27 protein-coding genes, 1 tRNA gene and 1 pseudogene are annotated in these 26,199 nt (G+C 62.6%); 25 read left to right on the top strand and 4 right to left on the bottom strand.

What is annotated here, in order from left to right:
• Positions 1 to 38: 38 nt before the first annotated feature.
• Genes SJI00_RS05210 through murB form a run of 7 tightly spaced genes read left to right on the top strand, consistent with a single transcriptional unit; the run spans position 39 to position 4,563 of the window.
• The gene (locus tag SJI00_RS05210) at positions 39 to 674 is read left to right on the top strand and encodes a MotA/TolQ/ExbB proton channel family protein (protein ID WP_312934042.1); all 636 of its coding nucleotides are present in this window, start codon (positions 39 to 41) and stop codon (positions 672 to 674) included.
• Positions 671 to 1,105 (top strand): ExbD/TolR family protein, encoded by a 435-nt coding sequence (locus SJI00_RS05215; protein WP_322460678.1) that lies wholly within the window; start codon positions 671 to 673, stop codon positions 1,103 to 1,105. The genes SJI00_RS05210 and SJI00_RS05215 overlap by 4 nt, the downstream gene beginning before the upstream one ends.
• Positions 1,105 to 2,097, top strand: coding sequence for a tetraacyldisaccharide 4'-kinase (gene lpxK / locus SJI00_RS05220; RefSeq protein WP_322460679.1), 993 nt, complete (start codon positions 1,105 to 1,107; stop codon positions 2,095 to 2,097). Before SJI00_RS05215 ends, lpxK begins: the two co-directional genes overlap by 1 nt.
• A gap of 39 nt (positions 2,098 to 2,136) precedes the next feature.
• Complete coding sequence (locus SJI00_RS05225) at positions 2,137 to 2,322, top strand: Trm112 family protein (protein ID WP_322460680.1); 186 nt, start codon at positions 2,137 to 2,139, stop codon at positions 2,320 to 2,322.
• Positions 2,319 to 3,083 carry a 3-deoxy-manno-octulosonate cytidylyltransferase gene (gene kdsB, locus SJI00_RS05230; RefSeq protein WP_322460681.1) on the top strand — a complete coding sequence of 255 codons (765 nt, stop codon included), beginning with the start codon at positions 2,319 to 2,321 and terminating at the stop codon, positions 3,081 to 3,083. Before SJI00_RS05225 ends, kdsB begins: the two co-directional genes overlap by 4 nt.
• Positions 3,083 to 3,547: a low molecular weight protein-tyrosine-phosphatase gene (locus SJI00_RS05235; RefSeq protein ID WP_322460682.1), complete on the top strand. Its 465-nt coding sequence runs from the start codon at positions 3,083 to 3,085 to the stop codon at positions 3,545 to 3,547. The genes kdsB and SJI00_RS05235 overlap by 1 nt, the downstream gene beginning before the upstream one ends.
• Positions 3,544 to 4,563 carry a UDP-N-acetylmuramate dehydrogenase gene (gene murB / locus SJI00_RS05240; RefSeq protein WP_322460683.1) on the top strand — a complete coding sequence of 340 codons (1,020 nt, stop codon included), beginning with the start codon at positions 3,544 to 3,546 and terminating at the stop codon, positions 4,561 to 4,563. Before SJI00_RS05235 ends, murB begins: the two co-directional genes overlap by 4 nt.
• Before the next feature lie 909 nt (positions 4,564 to 5,472).
• Here the strand turns inward: murB and rne are convergent.
• Positions 5,473 to 8,277: pseudogene (gene rne, locus SJI00_RS05245) on the bottom strand (ribonuclease E); the annotation flags it as partial.
• 885 nt (positions 8,278 to 9,162) lie between these two features.
• Here rne and rluC point away from each other — a divergent pair.
• Genes rluC through SJI00_RS05260 form a run of 3 tightly spaced genes read left to right on the top strand, consistent with a single transcriptional unit; the run spans position 9,163 to position 11,793 of the window.
• Positions 9,163 to 10,119, top strand: a complete 957-nt coding sequence (gene rluC / locus SJI00_RS05250; protein WP_322460685.1) for a 23S rRNA pseudouridine(955/2504/2580) synthase RluC — start codon at positions 9,163 to 9,165, stop codon at positions 10,117 to 10,119.
• The gene (locus tag SJI00_RS05255; RefSeq protein WP_322460686.1) at positions 10,109 to 10,789 is read left to right on the top strand and encodes an HAD family hydrolase; all 681 of its coding nucleotides are present in this window, start codon (positions 10,109 to 10,111) and stop codon (positions 10,787 to 10,789) included. The genes rluC and SJI00_RS05255 overlap by 11 nt, the downstream gene beginning before the upstream one ends.
• 2 nt (positions 10,790 to 10,791) lie before the next feature.
• On the top strand, positions 10,792 to 11,793 hold the full coding sequence (locus SJI00_RS05260; protein ID WP_322460687.1) for a S49 family peptidase: 1,002 nt from the start codon (positions 10,792 to 10,794) through the stop codon (positions 11,791 to 11,793).
• 67 nt (positions 11,794 to 11,860) lie between these two features.
• Here the strand turns inward: SJI00_RS05260 and SJI00_RS05265 are convergent, their stop codons facing one another.
• Positions 11,861 to 12,439 carry a Maf family protein gene (locus tag SJI00_RS05265; RefSeq protein WP_322460688.1) on the bottom strand — a complete coding sequence of 193 codons (579 nt, stop codon included), beginning with the start codon at positions 12,437 to 12,439 and terminating at the stop codon, positions 11,861 to 11,863.
• 94 nt (positions 12,440 to 12,533) lie between these two features.
• Between SJI00_RS05265 and SJI00_RS05270 the strand changes: the two genes are divergently transcribed.
• From SJI00_RS05270 to SJI00_RS05340, 15 genes are all read left to right on the top strand, one after another.
• A complete protein-coding gene (locus SJI00_RS05270) occupies positions 12,534 to 13,061 on the top strand; it encodes a YceD family protein (RefSeq protein WP_322460689.1) in 528 nt (175 codons plus the stop codon).
• Between the two features lie 13 nt (positions 13,062 to 13,074).
• Positions 13,075 to 13,257, top strand: a complete 183-nt coding sequence (gene rpmF / locus SJI00_RS05275; protein WP_008096416.1) for a 50S ribosomal protein L32 — start codon at positions 13,075 to 13,077, stop codon at positions 13,255 to 13,257.
• 3 nt (positions 13,258 to 13,260) lie between these two features.
• Complete coding sequence (gene plsX, locus SJI00_RS05280; RefSeq protein WP_322460690.1) at positions 13,261 to 14,271, top strand: phosphate acyltransferase PlsX; 1,011 nt, start codon at positions 13,261 to 13,263, stop codon at positions 14,269 to 14,271.
• Between the two features lie 126 nt (positions 14,272 to 14,397).
• Positions 14,398 to 15,336, top strand: a complete 939-nt coding sequence (fabD, locus tag SJI00_RS05285; RefSeq protein ID WP_322460691.1) for an ACP S-malonyltransferase — start codon at positions 14,398 to 14,400, stop codon at positions 15,334 to 15,336.
• Positions 15,337 to 15,352: 16 nt separating this feature from the next.
• Entirely contained in the window at positions 15,353 to 16,093 is a 741-nt protein-coding gene (gene fabG / locus SJI00_RS05290) for a 3-oxoacyl-ACP reductase FabG (protein WP_322460692.1), read from the top strand.
• A gap of 201 nt (positions 16,094 to 16,294) precedes the next feature.
• Positions 16,295 to 16,531 carry an acyl carrier protein gene (gene acpP, locus SJI00_RS05295; RefSeq protein WP_027914361.1) on the top strand — a complete coding sequence of 79 codons (237 nt, stop codon included), beginning with the start codon at positions 16,295 to 16,297 and terminating at the stop codon, positions 16,529 to 16,531.
• Positions 16,532 to 16,634: 103 nt separating this feature from the next.
• Positions 16,635 to 17,879, top strand: a complete 1,245-nt coding sequence (gene fabF, locus SJI00_RS05300) for a beta-ketoacyl-ACP synthase II (protein ID WP_322460693.1) — start codon at positions 16,635 to 16,637, stop codon at positions 17,877 to 17,879.
• Complete coding sequence (gene pabC, locus SJI00_RS05305; RefSeq protein WP_322460694.1) at positions 17,879 to 18,694, top strand: aminodeoxychorismate lyase; 816 nt, start codon at positions 17,879 to 17,881, stop codon at positions 18,692 to 18,694. Before fabF ends, pabC begins: the two co-directional genes overlap by 1 nt.
• 3 nt (positions 18,695 to 18,697) lie before the next feature.
• Positions 18,698 to 19,894 (top strand): endolytic transglycosylase MltG, encoded by a 1,197-nt coding sequence (gene mltG, locus SJI00_RS05310; RefSeq protein WP_322460695.1) that lies wholly within the window; start codon positions 18,698 to 18,700, stop codon positions 19,892 to 19,894.
• A gap of 9 nt (positions 19,895 to 19,903) precedes the next feature.
• Positions 19,904 to 20,536, top strand: a complete 633-nt coding sequence (gene tmk / locus SJI00_RS05315) for a dTMP kinase (RefSeq protein WP_322460696.1) — start codon at positions 19,904 to 19,906, stop codon at positions 20,534 to 20,536.
• Positions 20,529 to 21,515 (top strand): DNA polymerase III subunit delta', encoded by a 987-nt coding sequence (locus SJI00_RS05320; protein ID WP_322460697.1) that lies wholly within the window; start codon positions 20,529 to 20,531, stop codon positions 21,513 to 21,515. Before tmk ends, SJI00_RS05320 begins: the two co-directional genes overlap by 8 nt.
• Positions 21,516 to 21,549: 34 nt before the next feature.
• Positions 21,550 to 22,332 (top strand): TatD family hydrolase, encoded by a 783-nt coding sequence (locus SJI00_RS05325; protein ID WP_322460698.1) that lies wholly within the window; start codon positions 21,550 to 21,552, stop codon positions 22,330 to 22,332.
• 368 nt (positions 22,333 to 22,700) lie between these two features.
• Positions 22,701 to 23,336, top strand: coding sequence for a TetR/AcrR family transcriptional regulator (locus SJI00_RS05330; RefSeq protein ID WP_322460699.1), 636 nt, complete (start codon positions 22,701 to 22,703; stop codon positions 23,334 to 23,336).
• Between the two features lie 85 nt (positions 23,337 to 23,421).
• Positions 23,422 to 24,027 carry a DUF4823 domain-containing protein gene (locus tag SJI00_RS05335; protein WP_322460700.1) on the top strand — a complete coding sequence of 202 codons (606 nt, stop codon included), beginning with the start codon at positions 23,422 to 23,424 and terminating at the stop codon, positions 24,025 to 24,027.
• Positions 24,028 to 24,034: 7 nt separating this feature from the next.
• On the top strand, positions 24,035 to 24,595 hold the full coding sequence (locus SJI00_RS05340; RefSeq protein ID WP_322460701.1) for a DUF1285 domain-containing protein: 561 nt from the start codon (positions 24,035 to 24,037) through the stop codon (positions 24,593 to 24,595).
• A 256-nt stretch (positions 24,596 to 24,851) separates the two neighbouring features.
• On the opposite strand, the gene SJI00_RS05345 is transcribed toward SJI00_RS05340, so the two are convergent.
• Positions 24,852 to 24,927 (bottom strand) — tRNA-Asn (locus tag SJI00_RS05345).
• A 61-nt stretch (positions 24,928 to 24,988) separates the two neighbouring features.
• Positions 24,989 to 26,185 carry an amino acid aminotransferase gene (locus tag SJI00_RS05350; RefSeq protein ID WP_322460702.1) on the bottom strand — a complete coding sequence of 399 codons (1,197 nt, stop codon included), beginning with the start codon at positions 26,183 to 26,185 and terminating at the stop codon, positions 24,989 to 24,991.
• Positions 26,186 to 26,199 lie beyond the last annotated feature (14 nt).

Consider the following 26,199-nt stretch of genomic DNA (forward strand, 5'->3'; position numbering starts at 1 on the left):
TGGTAAAGTGTCGACCTTTTTTCAGGGGGATGCCTAACGTGTGGGAACTGGTCAAGTCGGGCGGTTGGATGATGCTGCCGATCATTCTGAGCTCCATCGCCGCCATGGCGATCGTCGTCGAGCGCCTGTGGACCTTACGCGCCAGCCGCGTCACGCCACCGCACCTGCTCGGCCAGGTATGGCTGTGGATCAAGGACAAGCAACTGACCAGCGACAAGCTCAAGGCGCTGCGCGCCGACTCGCCGCTGGGTGAAATTCTCGCAGCGGGCCTGGCCAACTCCCGGCACGGCCGCGAGATCATGAAAGAATGCATCGAAGAGGCCGCCTCTCGGGTCATTCATGAGCTCGAGCGCTACACCAGCACCCTCGGCACCATCGCTGCCATGGCCCCACTATTGGGTTTGCTCGGCACCGTGCTGGGTATGATCGACATCTTCAGCGCCTTCATGGGTTCGCAAATGAGCGCCAACGCCTCGGTGCTTGCCGGGGGTATTTCCAAAGCTTTGGTCACCACCGCCGCAGGCCTGATGGTCGGTATCCCCGCTGTGTTCTTCCACCGCTTCCTGTTGCGTCGTATCGATGAGCTGGTGGTCGGCATGGAGCAGGAGGCGATCAAGCTGGTGGAAGTGCTGCAGGGGGACCGTGAGGTCGAAGTCGCAGGGGCCAAGGCGTGAAGTTTCGGCGCAACCGCCAGCGGGAAAACGTCGACATCAACCTGGCGTCGCTGATCGATGTGGTGTTCGTGCTGCTGCTGTTCTTCGTGGTCACCACCACCTTCACCCGCGAGCACCAGTTGCGGGTCGAACTGCCCGAGTCTGTCAGTGCTACGCCGGCGGCCGCTGAGTCTGGGCGTCAGGTGGAAATCACCATCAGCGCCGAGGGCGTCTATTCGGTCAACAACAACCTGCTGCCCAAGAGCGATCTCGATACCTTGATCGACGCCGTGCAGCGCGCATCCGAAGGGGATAACACGCTGCCCCTGCTGATCAGCGCCGACGGCAAGACACCCCACCAGGCCGTAGTCACTGCAATGGATGCCGCCGGCAAGCTCGGTTTCAGCCAACTGCGCATGACCACTGTCGAGGCCGTGCAGGGCACGCCTTGATGGGCCTGGGCGAGCGCGTGTCGCAGGCCTGGTATGCGGGGCATCCAGCGCTGGCGTTGTTGCGCCCGCTGGAGGCGCTGTATGGCTGGGTGGTACGGCGTAAGCGTGCGCAGTTCCTGTCTGGCCAGCGCCCCGCGTATCGCGCCCCGGTGCCGGTGATCGTGGTAGGCAATATCACGGTGGGCGGTACCGGCAAGACGCCCATGATCCTTTGGTTGATCGAGCATTGCCGCCAGCGCGGCTTGCGTGTGGCGGTGGTCAGCCGTGGTTATGGCGCCAAGCCGCCTGAATTGCCGTGGCGGGTCGAGGCGCAACAATCGGCCGAGCAGGCTGGCGACGAGCCGTTGCTGATCGTGCAGCGCACGGGTGTGCCGTTGATGATCGACCCTGATCGCGGCCGCGCGGTCCAAGCCTTGCTGGCAGCCGAGCCATTGGATCTGATCCTGTCCGACGACGGCCTGCAGCACTATCGCCTGGCCCGTGATCTGGAACTGGTGCTGATCGACGCCGCTCGCGGCCTGGGCAATCGCCGCTGCCTGCCAGCCGGTCCCTTGCGTGAGCCGGTCGAGCGTCTGCAGACGGTCGATGCCGTGCTGTACAACGGCGCAGCCGCCGATACTGAGCAGGGTTTCGCGTTCCAGTTGCGCCCCAGTGTGCTGGTCAACCTGTTGACCGGCGAGCGCCAGCCACTCGACTACTTTCCCGCAGGCCAGGCCATGCACGCCGTGGCCGGCATCGGCAACCCCCAGCGTTTTTTCAACACCTTGCAGGCACTCGACTGGCAACCGCAGGTCCATGCTTTCGCTGATCACGCCGCGTTCACGCCCCAGGCGCTGAATTTCAGCCCCAGGCTGCCCGTGGTCATGACTGAAAAGGACGCGGTCAAATGCCGAGCCTTTGCCAAGGCCGACTGGTATTACCTGGCCGTAGAGGCCCAGCCCAGTGCCGCCTTCGGCGACTGGCTCGATGCGCAACTGCAACGCTTGCTCTGAATTTTGTCACATCTAGCCTCAGGCCTTTAGGACGCACTCATGGACACCAAACTGCTCGATATCCTGGCTTGCCCGATCACCAAGAGCCCACTCAAGCTCAGCGCCGACAAGACGGAGCTGATCAGCAAGAGCGCCGGCCTGGCCTACCCGATCCGCGATGGTATTGCGGTGATGCTGGAAACCGAAGCGCGCACCCTCACCGATGAAGAGCGCCTGGACAAATGAGCCTCGACTTCACCGTGGTCATCCCAGCGCGTCTGCGCTCCACGCGTCTGCCGGGCAAACCCCTGCTGATGATTGCCGGCAAGCCGATGGTGCAGCACGTCTGGGAGCAGGCGCGTAAAAGCGCTGCGTCACGCGTGGTCATCGCCACCGACGACGTGAGCATCCTCGAAGCCTGCCAGGCCTTTGGTGCTGAAGTGGTGATGACCCGCGTCGAGCATGAATCCGGCACTGACCGGTTGGCCGAAGTGGCCGCCGCGCTGGGCCTGGCCACAGATGCCATCGTGGTCAATGTGCAGGGCGACGAGCCGTTGATTGCACCGGTGATCATCGACCAGGTAGCGATCAACCTGGCCGCACACCCCGAGGCTGGCATCGCTACGCTGGCCGAAGCGATCCACGAACCCGAAACCGTGTTCAATGCCAATGCCGTGAAAGTGGTCAGCGACAAGAACGGGCTGGCGCTGAGCTTCAGCCGCGCGCCGCTGCCTTGGGCGCGCGACCTCTTCGCCCTGCAGCGTGACCAACTGCCCGAAGGCGTGCCGTACCGCCGTCACATCGGTATGTACGCCTACCGAGCAGGCTTGCTGCAAGACTTCGTCGCCTGGGGCCCGTGCTGGCTTGAGCAGACCGAAGCGCTGGAGCAACTGCGGGCCTTGTGGCATGGCGTGCGCATCCATGTGGCTGATGCAATCGAAGCGCCGGCGGTGGGCGTCGATACCCTGGAAGACCTCGAGCGCGTTCGGCGCCTGCTGGAGCATTGATGCGCATTCTGTTTGTGTGCCTGGGCAACATCTGCCGTTCGCCCACCGCAGAGGGCGTCCTGCGCCAGCAACTGGAGCGGGCAGGGCTGGCCGACCGTGTCGAGGTCGCCTCGGCGGGTACGGGTGACTGGCACGTCGGCAAAGGCCCCGACAGCCGCACCTGCCGCGCTGCCCTGGCGCGCGGTTACGATCTATCGAAGCAGCGTGCGCAACAGGTCAAGCCTGAGCATTTCACTCGCTACGACCTGATCCTGGCCATGGATTCGAGCAACCTGCAGGACCTCAAGGCCCTGCGCCCTGGCACTGCCAGCGCAGAGCTTGACCTGTTTTTGCGCCGTAATGACGCTCCGCTGGATGAGGTGCCCGATCCTTACTATGGCGGCGCCGATGGTTTCGAGCAGGTCCTGGACCTGATCGAGGGCGCCTGTCAGTCCCTGCTCGTCGAAATCAAGGGGCGTGTATGACGGCGCCTTGGCAGACGCAGGTCTCGCTCAAGCCGTTCAACACCTTCGGCATCGATGTTCAGGCCCGCTACCTGGTGCACGCCGACAATGACGACGCGGTGCGTCAGGCCCTGGCTGGCGCCGCCGAGCGCCAGCTGCCGGTGCTGGTGCTCGGCGGCGGCAGCAACCTGTTGCTGACCCGGGATGTCGACGCGCTGGTGCTGCACATGGCCAGTCGCGGTCGGCGCATCCTGAGCGACGATGGCGAGCAGGTGGTCATCGAAGCCGAAGCGGGTGAGGCCTGGGATTCGATCGTGCAGTGGAGCCTTGCCCAAGGCCTGTGCGGGCTGGAAAACCTCAGCCTGATTCCCGGCACCGTCGGCGCCGCGCCCATGCAGAACATCGGTGCCTACGGCATCGAGATCAAAGACGTGTTCTCCGGCTTGACCGCGCTGGATCGCCAGACGGGCGAGCTGCAGGAGTTCAGCTTGCAAGACTGCGCGTTCGCTTACCGCGCCAGCGTGTTCAAGGCCAACCCGGGTCGCTGGCTGATCTTGCGGGTACGGTTTGCACTGCGCCGCACACTGGAGCCGCAGTTGGCCTACGGGCCCGTTCGCCAGCGCTTGCAAGAGCAGGGCGTTGAGCAGCCCACTGCACAGGCCATCAGCGCCGCGATTTGCAGCATCCGCCGGGAAAAGCTGCCTGATCCAGCGATGCTGGGTAATGCTGGGAGCTTTTTCAAGAACCCGGTGGTGTCGGTGGCGTGTGCTGAGCGCATTCGCGCCGCTCATCCAGGGGTCGTCGCCTATCCCCAGGGTGAGGACGGTGTGAAGCTCGCGGCGGGCTGGTTGATCGAACAGGCGGGTTGGAAAGGGTATCGAGAGGGCGATGCGGGTGTGCATAGCTTGCAGTCGTTGGTGCTGGTCAATCATGGCCAGGCCACCGGCGCGCAGCTGTATGCGCTGGCAGGGAAGATTCAGGACGACATCCGGACACGGTTTGGCGTCGACCTGGAGATGGAGCCGAATGTGTATTGAGTGGAGAGCGGCACGCGCCGAGCCATAGGCGCCAAGCCATCAGCCTCTAGATTGCAGCCCATCCATTGCATCCGCCCCATTGAAAAGCCCCGCTCAGTTCGCACTGGCGGGGCTTTTTAGTCAGCCGAAGAATCAGCCTTGGTGCGGTTTGTGCACCTCGGTCGAATCGCCAGCTGGGGTGGTGTGGCTGACTGCTGCATCCGCGGCGGTCTGGGCTGCGGCGGCGGCGGCTTCGGCCTCACGTTTGCGACGACGCACCTCGCGCGGATCGTTCGGCGCGCGACCATTCGACAGCATGACTGGCGCAGGTTCGGCGACGACCGGAGCCTGCTCCTGAGCCGCCTCGGCAACTGCCGGAGCAGCTTCAACGGTTTCGGACGTGGCATCACGCGTGATAGCAGACGGCTCAGCCTCAATCGCCAGCGGCAGTTGGGCCTCGACCGGCGTTTGCGCAGGCGTGGCGACGTCATGCGCCTCGACCGGCGTTGCCTCGGACTGAGCGATCTCACGGCGCTCTACCGGCGTCTCCATAGGCTTCACGGTTTCGCTCGCTTCGACCGAGATGCTTGCAGGTTCAGCCGTCTCGCGGGCTTGCACCGAGTGTTCCTGCGCAGGGCTCAGGCGTTCAACAGGCTCGATGGCGCGCTCGGATTTCACCGGATGCTCCGCTTCACCGCCTTCGGCGGGCGCTGCAGCTTCAGCCTGGGGTGCAGCATCCACGACAGGGGCGATGCCGGCGTCCACTTCAGCGACCGGTGCATTCATCGGTTGCTCGACCGCCGGGGCGATGGCGGCAGTCTCGGCAGCTGCTACGGTGTCGACAGGCGCTTGCACGTTGTCATCAGGCACTTGCACGTTGACATCAGGGATGGCGTCTGTGGCGCGTTCGGCCTGCTGTTGAGCCTGTGCTTCAGCGTCAGCGCTGATGTGGCTGCTGGCAACCGCGCCAGTGACGGCCAGGCCGGTAGCGAGTTCGTTACCCGAAGCGGCGGTTTTTGGCTGCTCGGACGATGGCTCGTCGTTGCCTTCCTCTTCGCCTTCGATCAGCTCGCCATTGGCATTGCGTTGACGCTCACGGCGGTTGCTGCGGCGACGCTGGCCGCGGGAGCGGCGGCGAGGACGTTCATCATCGTTGCCCTCTTGCTCGCCTTGAGCATCGTCTGCAGCCAGTTGCTCGTCGGTGGCTTCTTCAGTCGACTCGGCAGTGGCAGGCTGACGCTCTTCACGCAGGGTGCGTGGTTGGCGTTCTTCACGGGTAGCAGGTGCCTGCTGTTCGTCGGTGCTCTGCTCCAAGGCGGCATCGGCGGCCAGTGCGATGGCTTCTTCAAGCGGCGCACGCTCTTCACGTGGAGCGCGTTCTTCATGGGATGCACGTTCTTCGCGTGGAGCGCGTTCTTCACGAGGGGCACGTTCTTCGCGTGGAGCGCGTTCTTCACGAGTGGCACGTTCTTCGCGGGGAGCGCGTTCTTCACGAGGGGCACGTTCTTCGCGTGGGGCGCGTTCTTCACGAGGGGCACGCTCTTCGCGTGGGGCACGTTCTTCACGAGGGGCACGTTCTTCACGTGGAGCACGTTCTTCGCGAGGTGCTCGTTCCTCACGGGTGCTGCGCTCTTCACGAGGTGCACGCTCTTCACGCGGAGCACGTTCTTCACGAGCAACAGGCGCTGCATCGAGTGGTTCACGCAGTTCGCGCTCGCGGGTCGGACGATCTTCGCGGTTGCCACGACGGTCTTCGCGCGGTTGGCGGGCAGCGCGTTCTTCGCGAGGGGCGCGTTCTTCGCGCGGTGCACGCTCTTCACGTGGCTGACGCTCTTCACGGGCCGGGCGCTCGCTGCGCTCTTCACGCGGTTTGCGCTCTTCGTCGCGGCGGCCACCACGGTTACGGCTCTGCTGGCGACCGTTACGGCGTTCTTCGTTGCGCGGCGTACGCTCGGTGGCAGGCTTCTCTTGCGTTGCGACCGGTGCAGGGGCGGGTTCTTCCTTGCCGGCGAACAAGCTGACCAGCGATTTCACCAGGCCTTTGAACAGGCTAGGCTCCGGGACGCTCGGCGCAGGCGCCGCGGCGGCGACCGGCGCAGCAGGTTGCTGCTCTTGCGGGGTGCTTGGCATCGGCGCGCTGGTGCGCGGCGGAGCAGTCTTCACGGCCGCTTCCTGACGCACCAGGGTACGTGTGGCCGCCTGTGGCTGGGCTTCCTCGGTTTCGGTAGTGGCGATTTCGTAGCTGGACAGGTTGTTCAGCACTTCCGGGTTGTCGTCGCGCAGGCGCTGGACTTCGAAGTGCGGGGTTTCCAGATGATCATTGGGCAGGATCATGATCCGTGCACGGGTGCGCAGCTCGATCTTGGTGATCGAATTGCGCTTCTCGTTGAGCAGGAACGCGGCCACCGGGATCGGCACCTGGGCGCGGACTTCGGCAGTCCGGTCCTTCAGGGCTTCTTCTTCGATCAGGCGCAGGATCGCCAGCGACAGCGACTCGACGTCGCGGATGATGCCGGTGCCCGAGCAGCGTGGGCAAACGATGCCGCTGCTTTCGCCGAGCGATGGGCGCAGGCGCTGACGCGACATTTCCAGCAGGCCGAAGCGCGAGATGCGGCCCACTTGCACGCGGGCACGGTCGGCTTCCAGGCACTCACGCACACGCTCTTCGACGGCGCGCTGGTTCTTGGCCGGGGTCATGTCGATGAAGTCGATGACGATCAGGCCGCCGATGTCACGCAGGCGCAGCTGGCGGGAAATTTCTTCGGCGGCTTCCAGGTTGGTCTGCAGCGCGGTTTCCTCGATGTCGCTGCCTTTGGTGGCGCGCGCCGAGTTGATGTCGATGGAGACCAGGGCTTCTGTCGGGTCAATGACGATGGAGCCACCCGACGGCAGCTCGACCACGCGCTGGAAGGCGGTTTCGATCTGGCTTTCGATCTGGAAGCGATTGAACAGCGGCACGCTGTCTTCGTACAGCTTCACCTTGCTGGCGTATTGCGGCATGACCTGGCGGATGAAGGTCAGGGCTTCTTCCTGCGCTTCGATGCTGTCGATCAGCACCTCGCCGATGTCCTGGCGCAGGTAGTCGCGGATAGCGCGGATGATGACGTTGCTTTCCTGGTAGATCAGGAACGGTGCCTTGCGATCGAGCGAGGCTTCCTTGATGGCAGTCCACAGTTGCAGCAGGTAGTCGAGGTCCCACTGCATCTCTTCGCTGCTGCGGCCCAGGCCGGCCGTGCGGACGATCAGGCCCATGTCGGCGGGGATGTTCAAGCCATTGAGCGCTTCACGCAGCTCGTTGCGCTCTTCGCCTTCGATGCGGCGCGAAATGCCACCAGCACGCGGGTTGTTGGGCATCAGCACCAGGTAACGACCGGCAAGGCTGATGAAGGTGGTGAGGGCTGCGCCTTTGTTGCCGCGCTCTTCCTTCTCGACCTGGACGATGACTTCCTGGCCTTCGGTCAGAACGTCTTTGATGTTGACGCGGCCTTCCGGGGTCTTCTTGAAGTATTCGCGGGAGATTTCTTTCAGTGGCAGGAAGCCATGGCGCTCAGAGCCGAAATCGACGAAGGCGGCTTCGAGGCTGGGCTCGATGCGGGTGATGCGGCCTTTATAGATATTGGCTTTTTTCTGCTCGCGGGCGCCGGACTCGATGTCCAGGTCGTAGAGACGCTGGCCATCGACCAGTGCGACACGCAACTCTTCGGGTTGAGTTGCGTTGATCAGCATTCTTTTCATGTTGTACCGTCGGTTTCCGGGCTGCCGGAAACGGCGTTCGGCACACACGACTTTCCATGGTCGGTGCCTGGGTGCGCAAAGGGTAGCGAGCTACCCCCGTGTCCAGCGACATTCGGCACCAGCCGGTTGCCCAGCCTGCCGTGGTCGCGACGACGCGTCCTGATTGCTGTGGTGCCACGTGGTCTGCGGTATCCGGATCAACCTTACAGACCGGGCATTGGCGATAAGTGCTTGCGTGTCGGTCAGGCTGTATTGAAATCAGGCCCGGCATGCCCGTTGTCGCCGGCATGGTCCGCGTTCATTGCCTGTCTCACCTTGTCTGATCGCCGCTGGGCGACATCTCGAACAAACCCTGTGCACTCAGTCAGGAGGAGGAATCAGTCGCCGGCCGTGGACGCCAGTAGGCATCTGCTACACAGTCCGGCGGCTATGCATCTCCACCCTGCACGTATCCCGTGAAAATTCGGGTGCTGCCGCGCGCTGAATCCGCAACGGGTTGCATTTTTCGCCAGCTTCGCTGTGAAGCTGACGCCATTTCATGTCCAAGGCAGGTATTTCCGAAGCAGTCGCCGGACGGTGCAGGGAAGCGTCGCGGGGGCAGAGGGGAAATGATGCGAAAAAAATCGGGAAGCAGGCTTTACACCGCACTTGTCGTTTGTTTTCGGTCTTCTCTACACAGCGCTGGTGGCGATTCCAGGCAGTTCGTTTAACTGGCGAAAGCCCCGTAGGACGGCCTCGCGTCCTCGAGAATTGCGTAAGTTGATGGCTGGCGTACAACGATGTACCGCATGTGCACCACCAACCTGTCGCTTTTGGCGACGCTCGCGACTATAGCAGCAATGATTAAGTGCTTCAATTGCATCAAAAATTGCTATGATTCCGGCCATGACAACCCATACCCCCCCGACTTCCGGCGTCCAGCTGATCGAAGTTCCGCCGGAGCTTGCCGGCCAGCGCATCGACAATTTCCTTATTACTGCCCTCAAGGGCGTGCCCAAAACCCTGGTCTACCGCATCGTGCGCAAGGGTGAAGTGCGCGTGAACAAAGGCCGTATCAAGCCTGAGTACAAGCTCCAGGCAGGCGACATCGTGCGCGTGCCGCCGGTGCGGCTGCCTGAGCGCGACGCTCCGGCGCCCGTTGCCCAAGGGCTTTTGCAGCGACTTGAAGCGGCCATCGTCTATGAAGACAAGGCGCTGATCGTCATGAACAAGCCGGCCGGCATCGCTGTGCACGGTGGCAGCGGCCTGAGCTTTGGCGTGATCGAGGCGCTGCGCCAGTTGCGCCCCGATGCCAAGGAGCTGGAGCTGGTGCATCGCCTTGACCGCGATACCTCCGGCCTGCTGATGATCGCCAAGAAGCGCAGCATGCTGCGCCACCTTCACGCCGCGCTGCGCGGTGACGGTGTCGACAAGCGTTACATGGCGCTGGTGCGTGGGCACTGGCCAACGGCCAAGAAGCAGGTCAATGCGCCGCTGCTCAAGAGCAACCTGCGTTCGGGCGAGCGCATGGTCGAAGTGAACGATGAGGGCAAGGATGCGCTGACGATGTTCCGCGTGCTGCGTCGTTTCGGCGAGTTCGCCACCCTGGTGGAGGCGCGGCCGATCACCGGGCGTACCCATCAGATTCGCGTGCACACCCTGCACGCCGGGCACATGATCGCCGGCGATAGCAAATACGGCGACGAAGACTTCAGTCGCGAGATTCGCGAGCTGGGCGGCAAGCGCCTGTTCCTGCACGCCTATGCGCTGACCGTGCCGTTGCCTGACGGCGGTGAGCTCAAGCTCGAAGCGCCGGTCGATGAAATCTGGTCGCAGACCGTGGAGCGTCTCAGTGCGCCGTGACTATGAGCTGCTGATTTTCGACTGGGACGGCACGCTCGCTGATTCGATCGGCCGCATCCTGCAAGCCATGGCCGAAGCGGCTGACCGAGCAGGTGAGTCGCGCAGCAGTGACGCAGCGGTCAAGGGCATTATCGGGCTGGCTCTGGATGAGGCCATTTCCACACTCTACCCGCACCTGGATGCACAGCAGGTTGCACGGTTTCGGCAACATTATGCCGATGTCTATGTGGCGCTGGACCAGGAGCCCTCGCCGTTGTTCGAGGGTGTGCTGGAATCACTGGAAGTGTTTCGTGCCGAGGGGTACCGCATGGCGGTGGCCACGGGCAAGGCGCGTCGAGGCCTGGACCGGGTGCTCAAAGCCAACGGCTGGGAGCACTACTTCGACATCACGCGAGCGGCCGACGAAACCCGCGGCAAGCCTCACCCCTTGATGCTGCAAGAGATCCTCGCGCACTGCGCGGTGCCGGCCGAGCGTGCGGTGATGGTCGGTGATTCGGCGTTCGATCTGCAGATGGCCAGCAATGCGGGGATGCATTCGGTGGCGGTGGGGTATGGCGCCATGTCGCTGCAGGCCCTTGCCGAATTCGGTCCGCAAGTCTGCATCAGTCATTTTTCTCAATTGCGCGACTGGCTGGCAGGCCAGCAGCGTATCGATTCGCAGGGTAGGTGAGTATGGTCGACCAATGGAAGGCGCCTGAGTCGGGTGACAAATCTGAGCCAAGCGACCAGCAAAACGCAAAAAGCTGGAAACTTCTGGAAAAGACGCTGCTGGCCAGCGTTCAGGAACAGCGTCGGGCGCGGCGCTGGGGTATTTTCTTCAAGCTGCTGACCTTTGCCTATCTGTTTGGCCTGCTGGTGTTGTTCACGCCCATTCTGGACATGGACAAATCCGCTTCGCGCAGCAGTCATCATACGGCGCTGGTGGAGTTGCGCGGGGTGATTGCCGATCAGGAGTCGGCCAGTGCCGACAACCTGGTCAAGGGCCTGCGCGAAGCCTTCAAAGACCCCAATACCAAAGCTGTGGTGCTGCGCATCAACAGCCCTGGCGGCAGTCCGGTGCAGTCGGGCTACGTCTATGACGAAATCCGCCGGCTACGCGCCGAGTACCCTGCCATCAAGCTGTATGCGGTGATTGCCGACCTGGGTGCGTCGGGTGCTTACTACATTGCCAGTGCGGCGGACGAAATCTATGCCGACAAGGCCAGCCTGGTCGGCTCGATCGGGGTAACGGCCGCAGGTTACGGTTTTGTCGGCACCATGGAGAAGCTTGGCGTCGAGCGTCGCCTGTACACCGCCGGTGAGCACAAGACCTTCCTCGACCCTTTCTCGCCGCAAAAGCCTGAAGAGACCGCGTTCTGGCAGGGTGTGCTGAACACCACGCATCAACAGTTCATTGCCATGGTCAAGCAGGGGCGTGGTGACCGGCTCAAGGATAAAGAGCATCCCGAGCTGTTCAGCGGGTTGGTGTGGACCGGTGAGCAAGCCAAGGCGCTTGGCCTGGTGGATGGTCTGGGCAGTGCGGGCTATGTGGCGCGCGAGGTGGTGGGCGAGAAGGAGCTGGTCGACTTCACCGTTCAGGAGTCGCCCTTCGACCGCTTCTCCAAGCGCATTGGCGCAAGCATGGCGGAGCGTCTGGCGATGTGGATGGGGCTTCAGGGGCCTTCGCTGCGTTGAGGCTAAGCCGGGCAGAGCGCAGCACACGTGCGGGGCGAGTCGAGTGGTCGGCTCGCCCCGTTTGCATTCAGGGAATGCGCACCTGTTCGGCGAGCAGCATGTCTACCAGGCGAATCAGCGGCAGGCCGATCAGGCTAGTGGGGTCTTCGCCCTCGCAGCGCTGGAACAGGCTGATGCCCAGGCCTTCTGCCTTGAAGCTGCCTGCGCAGTCGAGCGGCTGCTCGGCCTCGACGTAACGCGCGATACGCGCTTGATCGAGGGTGCGGAATGTGACTGTGTAAGGGATGCAGTCAACCTGGCAGTGGCCGGTGGCCGTGTTCAGCAATGCCAGACCGGTGAGGAAGGTCACTGAGCGCCCGCTGGCCGCTTGCAGTTGCTCGCACGCACGCTCGGCGCTATGAGGTTTGCCCAGGACTTGATCGTCCAGCACGGCGACCTGGTCCGAGCCAATGATCAGATGATCGGGATGGCGGCCAGCCAAGGCGCGTGCCTTCGCTTCTGCCAGTCGCTGGACCAGCGCGCGGGGCGGTTCGTGTGCGTGGCGGCGTTCGTCCAGATCGGGGCTTGCGCACGTGAAAGGCAGGCGCAGGCGCTGCAGCAGTTCGCGCCGGTAGGCAGAGCTGGAGGCAAGTAATAAAGGAAGCATGGTGAACTCCAAGGCAAGTGCTTGAATCCTAACATGCACGTTGCGCCTAATTTCCTTTGACAGGTGCGGGGGTCATCCCTAGAATGCTGCGCCTATGTTGAATGACCCGATTCCACCTCACGTTGACCCGCGCAAATTAGCCGATCGTGGCGTAACCCTTCAAGGTTCGTTGCAACTCGCTGATTTGGAAAGACTCTGCGACCCGCTTTCCGACACCGTCGGTACGGTGCAGGCGAAGTTCGATTTTGAACGAGACGAACAGCACTCGGTGGTTATCCACACGGCGCTGGATGTCGAAGTCAAGATGGTTTGCCAGCGTTGTCTTGAGCTGGTCACCCTGCCGATCCATAGCGAATGTACATACGCTGTGGTGAAGGAGGGTGCGAATACCCAGTCGTTGCCGAAAGGCTATGACGTGCTGGAACTGGGCGAAGATCCTTTGGATCTGCAGGCGCTGATCGAAGAGGAGCTTTTGCTCGCTCTGCCCATCGTGCCTGCTCATCATCCGGAAGAATGCCAGCAGCCGGCCGGCGCAGATGAGCCCGAGCCGAGCAAGGACGAGGTATCGCGGTCCAACCCGTTCAGTGTTTTGGCGCAGTTAAAGCGTGACCCAAACGTTTAGGAGTTAATCAATTATGGCTGTTCAGCAGAACAAAAAATCCCGCTCTGCCCGTGACATGCGCCGTTCGCACGACGCCCTGTCGGAAAACGCGCTGTCTGTAGAGAAGAGCACCGGTGAAGTTCACCTGCGCCACCACGTTTCGCCAGAAGGCGTATACCGTGGCCGCAAAGTGATCGACAAGGGCGCTGACGAGTAAATCTTGTCCGCTCAGATCATCGCGATCGACACGATGGGCGGGGACTCCGGTCCCCGTCTCATTGTCAAGGCCAGCATCGCCTGCCTTAAAGCTACGCCCTCGCTGCACCTGGCTCTCGTCGGCCAACCCTCCCTTATCGAACCGTTTGTCAGCGGCCTCTGCGCTGCCGATCGCGCGCGCCTGCAAATCGTTGCGGCCAGTGAAGTGATTGGCATGGCTGAGCGTCCGGGCCAGGCGTTACGGGGAAAGCCTGATTCGTCGATGCGCGTTGCGCTCGAACTGGTGCGCGATGGCAAGGCGCATGCCTGCGTCAGCGCAGGCAATACCGGGGCCTTGATGGCGCTGTCGCGATTTGTCCTCAAGACCCTCCCGGGCATCGACCGACCGGCGATGGTGGCGGCCATTCCGACACGCAGCGGTTTTTGCCAGTTGCTGGATCTGGGTGCCAATGTCGACTGCACCGCAGAGCATCTCTACCAGTTCGCGGTCATGGGGTCGGTCGCCGCCCAGGCACTGGGCATCGCCCAGCCGCGGGTGGGATTGCTCAATTGTGGTACCGAAGACATCAAGGGTAACCAGCAGGTCAGGCAGGCAGCGGTGTTGCTGGGCGAGTCGCGTACGCTCAATTACGTCGGTTTCGTCGAGGGTGACGGGCTGTACCGCGGTGAGGCGGACGTGCTGGTGTGTGACGGCTTCGTCGGCAATGCGGTGCTCAAGTCCAGCGAAGGGTTGGCCAGCATGATCACCGACCGCTTGCAGGCCCTGTTTAGGCAGGGGTTGTTGGCGCGCCTGGCGGGCATATTGGCATTGCCGTTGTTGCGACGCCTGAAGGCAGACCTGGCGCCGGCGCGGCACAACGGTGCGAGCTTGCTGGGGCTGCAGGGTATCGTGATCAAAAGCCACGGTGCAGCAGGGCTGCAGGGTTTTCAGAGTGCCGTTGAGCGTGCCTTGATCGAGGTTCGGATGAACCTGCCAGCGCGTTTGCAGGGGCTTCTGGACAACCACCTGCCTTAGGCAACAGGTCGATGAAGTGGTTAAATGTGACCGCTTGGTCGGCGTCTACATCCAAGTTTCCAAGTTGCATGCCAGGCCCGGAGCCTGTTCTTGCATATCGATGACCTCTTCATAAGGGCGTGTTCAATGTCTGCATCCCTCGCATTCGTCTTCCCCGGGCAAGGTTCCCAATCGCTGGGCATGCTCGCCGAGCTTGGCGCAGAGCAGCCCAGTATCATCGAAACCTTCAAGGAAGCCTCGACAGCGTTGGGCTATGACCTGTGGAAGCTGATCCAGGAAGGTTCCGAGGAGCAGCTCGCCCAGACCGACAAGACTCAGCCTGCCATTCTGACCGCATCGGTCGCCCTGTGGCGTCTGTGGGAGCAGCAGGGTGGTGCGAAACCGGCCTTCGTCGCCGGCCACAGCCTGGGTGAATACAGCGCGCTGGTCGTCGCGGGCTGCTTGAGCCTGGCCGATGCGGTGCGTCTGGTTCGCCGCCGTGGTGAGCTGATGCAGGAGGCCGTACCGGCCGGGCAGGGCGGTATGGCAGCGATTCTCGGGCTCGATGACGGCAAAGTGATCGAACTCTGCGCCCAGGCTGCCGAGGCCCAGGTGGTCAGCGCCGTGAATTTCAACTCGCCAGGCCAGGTGGTCATTGCCGGCGACAAGGCGGCCGTCGATCGCGCCATCGAGCTGTGCAAAGCTGCCGGTGCCAAGCGTGCGCTGCCGCTGGCCGTCAGCGTGCCCTCGCACTGCGCCTTGATGAAGCCGGCTGCCGAGCGTTTCGCCGAAGCGATCAACAGCATTGACTGGAAGGCGCCCGTGATTCCGGTGGTGCAAAACGTCAGCGCTGGCATTGCGGCTGATCTGGACACCCTCAAGCAGAACTTGCTGGCGCAGCTTTACCAGCCCGTGCGCTGGGTCGAATGCGTGCAGACCCTCGCCGCGCAAGGCGCGGTCAACCTGGTGGAGTGCGGTCCGGGCAAGGTCCTGGCTGGCTTGAACAAACGTTGCGCCGACGGCGTGACCACTTACAACCTCAACACCCCCGACGCTTTCGCCGCTACCCGCGCGGCGCTGGCCTGATCTAGGAGAAGCTTGCATGAGCCTGCAAGGTAAAGTTGCCCTCGTAACCGGCGCCAGCCGTGGCATTGGCCAAGCCATCGCGCTTGAGCTGGGCCGCCAGGGCGCCACGGTGATCGGGACGGCAACGTCCGACTCCGGTGCTCAGCGCATCGCTGAAACCCTCAAGGAGCATGGCATCACCGGCACTGGCCTGGCGCTCAACGTCACCAGTGACGAATCGGTTGCCGCTGTGCTGGCCGCTATCGGCGAACAGTTCGGTGCCCCGACCATTCTGGTCAACAACGCCGGCATCACCCGTGACAACCTCATGCTGCGCATGAAAGACGACGAGTGGTTCGATGTCATCGACACCAACCTCAACAGCCTCTACCGTCTGTCCAAGGGTGTTTTGCGCGGCATGACCAAGGCCCGTTGGGGCCGTATCATCAGCATCGGCTCGGTGGTCGGTGCCATGGGCAACGCCGGCCAGGTCAATTACGCTGCTGCCAAGGCCGGGCTCGAAGGCTTCAGCCGTGCCTTGGCACGTGAAGTGGGCTCGCGCAACATCACGGTCAATTCGGTGACGCCAGGCTTCATCGACACTGACATGACCCGTGAGCTGCCCGAGGCGCAGCGCGAGGCACTGCAGACCCAGATTCCTCTGGGTCGCCTGGGCCAGGCAGAGGAAATCGCCAAGGTGGTGTCCTTCCTGGCCTCGGAAGGTGCGGCCTACGTGACTGGCGCAACGGTGCCAGTGAACGGCGGCATGTACATGTAATCAGCGGCGCAATGTGACGGATCGCATCAAAAAATAGTCATACTGCAAAGCTAAAATCCGTTATAAAGCTGCATCCAGATTCCAGGCAGTGGGTCGGGTGACCACGAGGTGGCGCATTACGCTTGAAAAGCGGGCGTCTTTCTATAAAATTACTCACCGGTCAGCTGCCTGACATATGTCCATTAGGAGTGAAAACTAGGTATGAGCACCATCGAAGAACGCGTCAAGAAAATCGTCGCCGAGCAACTGGGCGTCAAAGAAGAGGAAGTGACCAACGAGAAGTCCTTCGTCGATGACCTGGGTGCCGATTCGCTTGACACCGTTGAGCTGGTGATGGCTCTGGAAGAGGAATTCGAGACCGAGATCCCGGACGAAGAAGCCGAGAAGATCACTACCGTTCAAGCTGCAATCGACTACGTCAACAGCCACCAGGCTTAAGACGTTCGCAGTCGACGCTTCTTGTCGGGAAAAACCGCACTGCCGTTACTGGCGTGCGGTTTTTTCTTTGCAAGAACAGTAGGTATTTGAAAAGGAGAGTTCTGTGTCGCGTAGACGCGTCGTGGTCACCGGTATGGGGATGCTGTCGCCACTGGGTACCGATGTGCCAAGCACATGGCAGGCCATTCTGGCTGGCCGTAGTGGTATCGGTCCGATCGAACACACGGACCTTGCGGCTTACTCCACCCGTTTTGGCGGCTCGGTGAAGGGCTTCGAGGTCGAGCAGTATCTGTCGCCCAAGGAAGCTCGCAAGCTCGACCTGTTCATCCAATACGGCCTGGCGGCCGGATTCCAGGCCGTACGCAATGCCGGGCTGGAAATCACTGACGCCAACCGAGAGCGCATTGGCGTGGCCATGGGCTCGGGGATTGGCGGGCTGACCAACATCGAAGAAACCAGTCGGACCTTGCATGCGCAGGGCCCGCGGCGCATCTCGCCATTCTTCGTACCGGGTTCGATCATCAACATGATTTCCGGTTTTCTGTCGATCCATCTGGGTTTGCAGGGGCCGAATTATGCCATCTCCACGGCATGCACCACGGGTACGCACTGCATTGGCATGGCGGCGCGCAACATTGCCTACGGCGAAGCCGATGTGATGATTGCCGGCGGCGCCGAAATGGCCGCGTGTGGTCTGGGCATGGGCGGCTTCGGCGCTTCGCGTGCCTTGTCGACCCGTAATGATGAGCCCGCACGTGCGAGCCGTCCGTGGGACAAAGGCCGTGATGGCTTCGTGCTGTCCGACGGCGCCGGTGCGCTGGTGCTCGAAGAGCTTGGGCATGCCCAGGCGCGTGGGGCGACCATCTATGCCGAGCTGGTGGGTTTCGGCATGAGCGGTGACGCCTTCCACATGACGTCTCCACCTGAAGACGGTGAAGGTGCGGCCCGCTGCATGGTCAACGCGCTGCGCGATGCCGGTGTTGCCCCGCAAGACGTCAGCTACATCAATGCCCACGGCACCTCCACCCCAGCAGGCGACATTGCCGAGGTATCGGCCATCAAGCAGGTGTTCGGCGAGCATGCCTACAAGGTGGCGGTAAGCTCCACCAAGTCGATGACAGGCCACTTGCTGGGTGCTGCCGGCGCAGTCGAGGCGATCTTCAGCGTGCTGGCGATCAACAGCCAGATGGCCCCCCCGACCATCAACCTGGATGAGCCAGACGAAGGCTGCGACCTGGACTTCGTGCCGCATCAGGCCCGTAGCATGCCGATTGACGTCGTGCTGTCCAACTCCTTCGGCTTTGGCGGCACCAACGGTGCGCTGGTGTTCCGCAGGTTCGTTGGCTGATGCACAGCTGGGTCGATGGCCAGCCTGCGACTGCGTTGAACCTGCAGAATCGGGGCCTGGCCTACGGCGATGGCCTGTTCGAAACCATCGCCGTGCGTGCGGGGTGGCCGAGCTTGCTCGACGCACACCTCGCGCGCCTGGCGTTGGGCTGCCAGCGCCTGCGCATTCCTGCTGATCTGGCCCTGGTGCGTGATGAGGTGGTGCGTTATGCCAGCGCCGTTGGCGAGGGCGTGGTCAAGCTGATCCTCACCCGCGGCGACAGCGCGCGCGGGTATGCCGGCGCGCCAACTGCTGCGCCTCGGCGCATTCTCCAGGCCGGCCCTCTACCGCAGTACCCCGATGCGCACGCCGAAGCCGGCGTGCGCCTGTTTGCGTGCCAGACGCGCCTGGCCGAACAGCCTCTGCTGGCCGGGCTCAAACACCTCAATCGCCTGGAGCAGGTCCTGGCCCGTGCCGAATGGCAGGATGCCGAGCATGTCGAAGGCTTGGTGCGCGATACGCAGGGCAGGGTGGTCGAAGGCGTGTACAGCAATCTGTTTCTCGTGCGCCACGACCAGTTGATCACCCCTGACCTGTCCCGTTGCGGTGTGGCCGGTGTGATGCGTGCTGCGCTCATGGAGCAGGCCGGCGTGTTGGGCATTGCGGTGACGGTGCGCGATGTCTTGATCGAAGAATTGCAGCAGGCAGACGAAGTGTTCGTCTGCAACAGCGTCTATGGCATCTGGCCCGTTCGTGCCCTGGGTACGCTGAACTGGTCGCCAGGGCCGCTCACCCGTAAACTGCAGGCCGTTGCCCGTACGCTACTGGAAACCTGATTCGTGAGACGTAAACTCCTCCTGCTCCTGGAAATAGGCCTGGTTGTGGCCGGCCTGACGTTTGGCTGGGCGGCCTGGAAAGTCCACTCGGTGGTTGACCAGCCCCTGCAGCTCACCGAAGAGCGCATGCTTGAAGTCCCCAGCGGCACCACACCCAATCGCATGTTCTACCGTATGCAGAATGATGGGCTGCTCGATGAAGCGGTCTGGCTGCGCCTCTACTGGCGCTTCAACATGGCCGGTACTGCCCTGCACACCGGCGAGTACCGGCTCAAGCCCGGTATGACCATGGGCGAGCTGTTCGATGCCTGGCGGCGGGGCGATGTGGTGCAGTACACCCTCACTTTGGTCGAAGGTTGGAATTTCCGTCAGGTGCGTGCAGCGCTGGCGCGCCACGATACGCTCGAGCACACCCTGGAGGGCTTGAGTGACGCCGAAGTCATGGACAAGCTGGGGCACTCCGGCGTGTTCCCGGAAGGCCGCTTCTTCCCCGATACCTACCGGTTCGTGCGGGGCATGTCGGATGTCGAGCTGTTGCAGCAGGCCTATCAGCGTCTGGACGAAGTGCTGGCCAAGGAATGGGCTGCGCGTGCCACCGACCTGCCGTACCGCGATCCCTATCAGGCATTGATCATGGCCTCGCTGGTCGAGAAGGAAACCGGCATCGTGCAAGAGCGCGGGCAGATCGCGGGTGTGTTCATCCGGCGTCTGCGCCTGGGGATGATGCTGCAGACCGACCCAACCGTCATCTATGGCATGGGCGAGCGCTACAACGGCCGGATCACCCGCGCCGATCTGCGCGCACCCACGCCTTACAACACCTACACCATGACCGGACTGCCGCCCACGCCGATCGCCATGGTCGGTCGCGAGGCGATTCACGCGGCGCTCAACCCTTCCGAGGGCACCAGCCTGTACTTCGTGGCACGCGGTGATGGCAGCCATGTGTTCTCCGATGACCTGGACAACCATAATTCGGCCGTTCGTGAGTTCCAGCTAAAGCGTCGCGCGGATTACCGCTCGAGCCCCGCAGCTCAAGGCAGTTCGTCATCGGCACCTGCCGAACGCGTACCTGCCGATCAAGCGCCTGCGTCGCCGCAAGACAGCACAGCGCCTGGCGTCGAAGCAGAACCCGACGTGGCCGCACCGTCCAGCGAAGCTGCCCCTGAGCAGGCGCCGGTGCCCGAAAACACTCATTAAGGAATGCCTGTGAGCGGCTTGTTCATTACCCTCGAAGGGCCGGAAGGCGCCGGCAAGACCACCAACCGCCAATACCTGGCCGCGCGCCTGCGCGAGCAAGGCGTGGATGTCGTGCTCAGTCGTGAGCCTGGCGGTACGCCGCTGGCTGAGCGCATTCGTGATCTGTTGCTCGAACCCGGCGATGAAGCCATGGCCACGGACACTGAGCTGCTGCTGATGTTCGCCGCCCGCGCCCAGCACCTGGCCCAGGTGATCCTGCCGGCGCTGGCGCGCGGAGCGGTGGTGATCTGTGACCGGTTCACCGATGCCACCTACGCCTATCAAGGTGGCGGCCGAGGCCTGCCGATGGCCCGCATTGCGACCTTGGAAGCGTTCGTGCAACACGGCCTGCGCCCCGATCTGACGCTGATTTTCGACCTGCCGGTGGACGTGGGGCTGTCTCGCGCTGCAGCGCGCGGCCGCCTCGATCGATTCGAGCGCGAAGGCCGCGACTTCTTTGAAGCCGTACGCCAGACCTACCTTGACCGCGCCGCCGCGCAACCCGAGCGCTACCGGCTGCTCGATGCGGGCCAGCCGCTGGACGCGGTGCAGCGTGCCATCGATGGCCTGTTGCCGAGCATTCTGGATCGTTGCCGTGGCTGAGGCCTACCCCTGGCAGGAGACGCTCTGGCAGCAGCTCGCAGGCCGCGCCCAGCATGCTCACGCCTACCTTTTGCACGGCCCTCAGGGCACGGGCAAGCGGGCTTTGGCCGAGCGTTTGATGGCACGACTGTTGTGCCAGCAACCGCGCGCTACCCAAGCCTGTGGTCAGTGCAAATCCTGCTTGTTGCTGAAGGCCGGCACGCACCCTGACAACTTCATCCTCGAACCTGAAGACGCCGACAAGCCGATCAAGGTCGATCAAGTCCGGGAGCTGGTGGCCTTTGTCGTGCAGACCGCGCAGATGGGCGGACGCAAGGTGGTGCTGATCGAGCCAGTGGAGGCCATGAACCTCAACGCGGCCAACGCATTGCTGAAAAGCCTCGAGGAACCCTCGGGCGATACCGTGCTGTTGTTGGTCAGTCATCAGCCCAGCCGGTTGCTGCCGACCGTCAAGAGCCGCTGCCAGCAGATCGCCTGCCCACTGCCGAGCCAGGCGCAAAGCCAGGCCTGGTTGGCGTCGGCCTTGCCGGATGCTGAAGAGCACGAGCGCCATGAGCTGCTGGCGCTGGCTTCGGGCTCTGCGCTGATGGCGTTGAGCTTGCACCAGCAAGGCGTACGCGAGCAGCGGGCGCTGGTGGTGGAAGGGGTGAAGAAATTGCTCAAGCAGCAACAGTCACCTAGCCAGCTCGCCGAAGCCTGGAACGGCGTGCCGTTGCTGCGCCTGTTCGACTGGTTCTGCGAGTGGTCGCAACACGTGCTGCGCTATCAGCTGACTCAGGATGAGCAAGGGCTGGGGTTGGCCGACATGCGCAAGGTCGTGCAATACCTGGCGCAGAAAAGTCGCCAGGCCAGCGTGCTCGATACCCAGACCTGGATTCTGCAGCAGCGCCAGAAGGTGCTGTGCAAAGCCAACCTCAACCGTGCGCTGCTGCTGGAGGCGCTGCTGGCCCAGTGGGCGCAGTTGCCCGGCACGCGATGATCCTCTCTACTTATTAACGGATGTCTGTTTCGCCATGCTCGTAGATTCTCACTGCCACCTCGATCGCCTTGACCTCGGCGCCCACCAGGGCTCGCTCGACACAGCGCTGCAAGCTGCGCGCGAACGTGGGGTAGGGCACTTCCTGTGCATCGGCGTCAGTGCTGAGAACGCCGGTGCCGTCAAGGCATTGAGCGAGCAGTACGCCGACGTCGATTGCTCGGTCGGTATCCATCCCCTCGACCTGACGCCGGGTGAAACCCCCGCGCTGGAGTGGTTGCTGGGCGAGCTTGCGCATCCCCATGTGGTGGCCATTGGTGAAACGGGCCTGGACTACCACTACGAGCCTGAGGCTGCGCACGTGCAGCAGGCGTCGTTTCGCTTGCACCTGGAGGCCTCGCGGCACACCGGCAAGCCGGTGATCGTCCATACCCGTGCGGCCAAGGCCGATACATTGGCCCTGCTCGAAGAATTCAACCTGCCGCAAGCCGGCGTGCTGCACTGCTTCACCGAAGACTGGGAGATGGCCAAGGCCGCGCTGGACCTGGGCTACTACATTTCGCTGTCGGGCATCGTCACCTTCCGCAATGCCGAGGCGCTGCGTGAGGTGGCGCGCAAGGTGCCGTCCGACCGCCTGCTGGTGGAGACCGATTCACCCTACCTGGCGCCGATTCCGCACCGTGGCAAGCCCAACCTGCCGCAGTACGTGCGCGAGGTCGCCGAATTCATCGCCTCGCTGCGCAGCGAGCGCTACGAGGCGCTGGCCGCGCAGACCACGGACAATTTCAAGCGGCTGTTTCCGTTGGCGCGCGTGGCCTGACGGGGTTTGATCTGTCACGCAAAAAAAACCCGGGTTCTGGGGGGACGGAATCCGGGTCAAGACCATTAGGAGTAGAACAAAGGTGCGCGGTCCTTGGCACCTTCATTGGCGCATCACGGGGGGATGCCACGCGCCAACACTTCTAGTATTGGCCAGGATTGGCACAGTGCCAGTGCGTGTTGGTTGCTTTTTGATCAGTAGGGCGGCGAACTGCCGAATGGTCGATCAAATGGCGTCATGCGGCTCGATGGCAGGGCCGGCTGAGCCTGCTGCAGGTCATCGAGAACGTGATCGATGTTCGATGTTCCGTGCTTTTTGCTGCTGGTTAGGCATAATAATCCGCTTCGATTTTCAGCCAGTCTTCCCCCATGCAGAAAGAACCTCGTAAGGTCCGTGAGTTTCGCCGCCGCGAGCAGGAAATCCTCGATACCTCCCTGAAGCTGTTTCTCGAACAAGGTGAAGACAGCGTCACCGTCGAGATGATTGCCGACGCAGTCGGTATCGGCAAAGGCACCATCTACAAGCACTTCAAATCCAAGGCCGAGATCTACCTGCGCCTGATGCTCGATTATGAGCGTGACCTCAACACCTTGCTGCACTCCGATGACGTGGACCGTGACCAGGAAGCGCTGTCGCGCGCCTATTTCGAGTTCCGCATGCGTGATCCACAGCGCTATCGCCTGTTCGATCGGCTGGAGGAGAAGGTCGTCAAGGGTAATCAGGTGCCCGAGATGGTCGAGGAGCTGCACCGCATCCGCGCCTCCAACTTCGAGCGGCTCACGCTGCTGATCAAGGGGCGAATCAGCGAGGGCAAGCTCGAAGACGTGCCGCCCTACTTCCACTACTGCGCCGCCTGGGCCCTGGTGCATGGTGCGGTGGCGCTCTACCACTCGCCGTTCTGGAGCAATGTGCTGGAGGATCAGGAAGGTTTCTTTCAGTTCCTGATGGACATTGGCGTGCGCATGGGCAACAAACGCAAACGCGATTCCGAATCCGCTGCATGAAACCGGGCTCTGCGACCGTACATGGCGCAAAAGCTGCATCAGGCGTCTGATCGTCGGTTTTTCGACACCGACACGGAGAGGAACGATGCGGAGCCTGGTTTTGTTGCTGGCGCTGTTGGCGCTAGGCGGTTGCATGAAGGTCAGCGACATGGGCGAGGGGGTGCGCTACCAGATGAGCGACGCCGGCCTGCTCGATCACAGCGACACCCGACGCACCCTGTCAGTCCGTTTGCAGCCGGACTCATTCATCTTCATCGGCCAGGGTGCCTTCGTGCCGCCGGGCAAGGGGCCACAGCCCCGGCAGAATGTGGTGGCGGAGGAGGCGTTCAAGGCATTCGTCGAGTATTTCCCTTTGGTGCGTCGTGCCCAGGGCCCCTTGGGCCTGGAAGAGGCGCTGAACGAAGCGCGGTCACTCGGCGCTCACTACGTGCTGTACACCCGTTATGCCCGCACCGACGACCGCATCGGCAATGGCGATCAATGGTACGACGAGCAAGCCGTCGACCGGCTGGGTTGGGACTCTGGCGTGGTGCAGATGATGCTCATCGAAACCAGCACCCGCTACCTCATCGATTCGGTGCGTATCAAGAGCCGTGGCGGATTGTTGACGCTACACGACACCCGGCCCGAGGATTTGCTTGGCGCACCCATGCGCGAGTACGCTCAAAGCCTCGTAGGCATGAGTCGTTGAGGGCAGCATGACTGATCCAGGCAAGGCCGGTGAGTTGCTGGCGCAGGTTCCAAAAGGCTCGGGGCGTGCCCCCGTGCACCTGTGGAACCCCGATTTCTGTGGCGACATCGACATGCGCATTGCGCGTGATGGCACCTGGTACTACTTGGGTACGCCCATCGGTCGCAAGCCCATGGTGCGGCTGTTTTCCTCGATCTTGCGCCGCGATGGCGATGACTACTTTCTGGTAACGCCCGTTGAAAAGGTTGGCATCCGCGTTGATGATGCGCCGTTTGTGGCCGTTCTGCTGGAGGTGATCGGGGAGGGCGAGCAGCAAGTGCTGCGCTTTACCACTCAGGTCGATGAGCAAGTCGAGGCCGGGCCGCAGCACCCGATCGATATCACCACCGACCCGCGTGATGGGCAGCCGTCACCGTACGTGCTGGTGCACAGCAACCTGCACGCACTGATCCATCGCAATGTGTTCTACCAGATGGTCGAGCTGGCGGTCCCCAGGCTCATCGATGGCCAGGAATGGCTGGGCGTGTGGAGCGGTGGCGTGTTCTACCCTATCGGTACGGCCGGTTAGGTACGGCCGGTTAGGTACGGCCGGTTAGGTACGGCCGGTTAGGTACGGCCGGTTAGGTACGGCCGGTTAGGTACGGCCGGTTAGGTACGGCCGGTTAGGTACGGCCGGTTAGGTACGGCCGGTCAGGTACGGCCGGTCAGGTACGGCCGGTCAGGCATGGCCCGCCAGGGTACGGCCAGATGGGGCGCACGGGTTGCGCTGAAATCAGGCGATAAAAAAACCTCCAGTGCTCGCGCAACTGGAGGTTTTTTCTATCTGGCTCCGCGACCTGGACTCGAACCAGGGACCCAATGATTAACAGTCATTTGCTCTACCGACTGAGCTATCGCGGAATGTGCGCGTATCTTACTGATTACAAAGGGGAAGTCAATCTTCCCCGGGTTTCAGTCAGGGTTACAGAACCTCGACAATCGCCTTGGTGACGACGTGAATGTTGGCCTGATTCAGCGCCGCCACGCAGATGCGCCCGGTGTCTAGCGCGTAGATGCCGAACTGCTCTTTCAGGCGTGCAACCTGCTCAGCGCTGAGGCCCGAGTAAGAGAACATGCCGCGCTGGCGCCCCACGAAACTGAAGTCGCGCTGCGCGCCGTATTCGGTCAGCAGCTCGACCATCTGCTTGCGCATGCCGTGGATGCGTTGACGCATCTCGCCCAGCTCGGCTTCCCACATCTGGCGCAGCTCGGCGCTGTTGAGCACCGCCGAGACGATGCTCGCACCGTGAGTCGGCGGGTTGGAGTAGGTGGTGCGGATGACGCGCTTGACCTGCGACAGCACGCGCGTGGCTTCATCCTTGGAGCCGGTGACGATCGACAGTGCACCGACCCGTTCACCGTACAGCGAGAAGGATTTGGAGAAGGAGCTGGAGACGAAAAAGTCCAGACCCGAATCGGCGAACAGGCGCACGGCGAAGGCGTCTTCGTCGATGCCGTCGCCAAAGCCCTGGTAGGCCATGTCGAGGAACGGCACATGGCCTTTGGCTTTGACCACCTCGAGGACGTTTTTCCAGTCGTCCAGGCCGAGGTCCACACCCGTCGGGTTGTGGCAGCAGGCGTGCAGCACGATGATCGAGCCCGCCGGCAGGTTCTGCAGGTCTTCGAGCATGCCGGCACGGTTCACGTCGTGGCTGGCGGCGTCGTAGTAGCGGTAGTTCTGTACGGGGAAGCCGGCGGTTTCGAACAGCGCGCGGTGGTTTTCCCAGCTCGGGTCGCTGATGGCGACGACCGCTTCCGGGCTCAGGCGTTTGAGGAAATCGGCGCCGATTTTCAGCGCGCCCGTTCCGCCTACGGCCTGCACGGTAACGACGCGGCCTGCGGCCAGCAGCGGCGATTGCGCGCCGAACAGCAGCTTCTGCACGGCCTGGTCATAGCTGACGATACCGTCGATTGGCAGGTAACCGCGGGACACTTGCTGGGCGGTGCGCTGGCGCTCGGCTTCGATCACTGCGCGCAGCAATGGAATCCGCCCTTGTTCGTCGGAATACACGCCCACACCCAGGTTGACCTTGTCGGTCCGAGGGTCGGCGTTGAATGCTTCGTTAAGGCCCAGAATGGGGTCGCGGGGTGCCAGCTCAACAGCGGAAAACAGGCTCATTTTACCTTGGCTCT

The organism is Pseudomonas gebzensis (genome assembly GCF_034427815.1).
Classification (GTDB): domain Bacteria; phylum Pseudomonadota; class Gammaproteobacteria; order Pseudomonadales; family Pseudomonadaceae; genus Aquipseudomonas.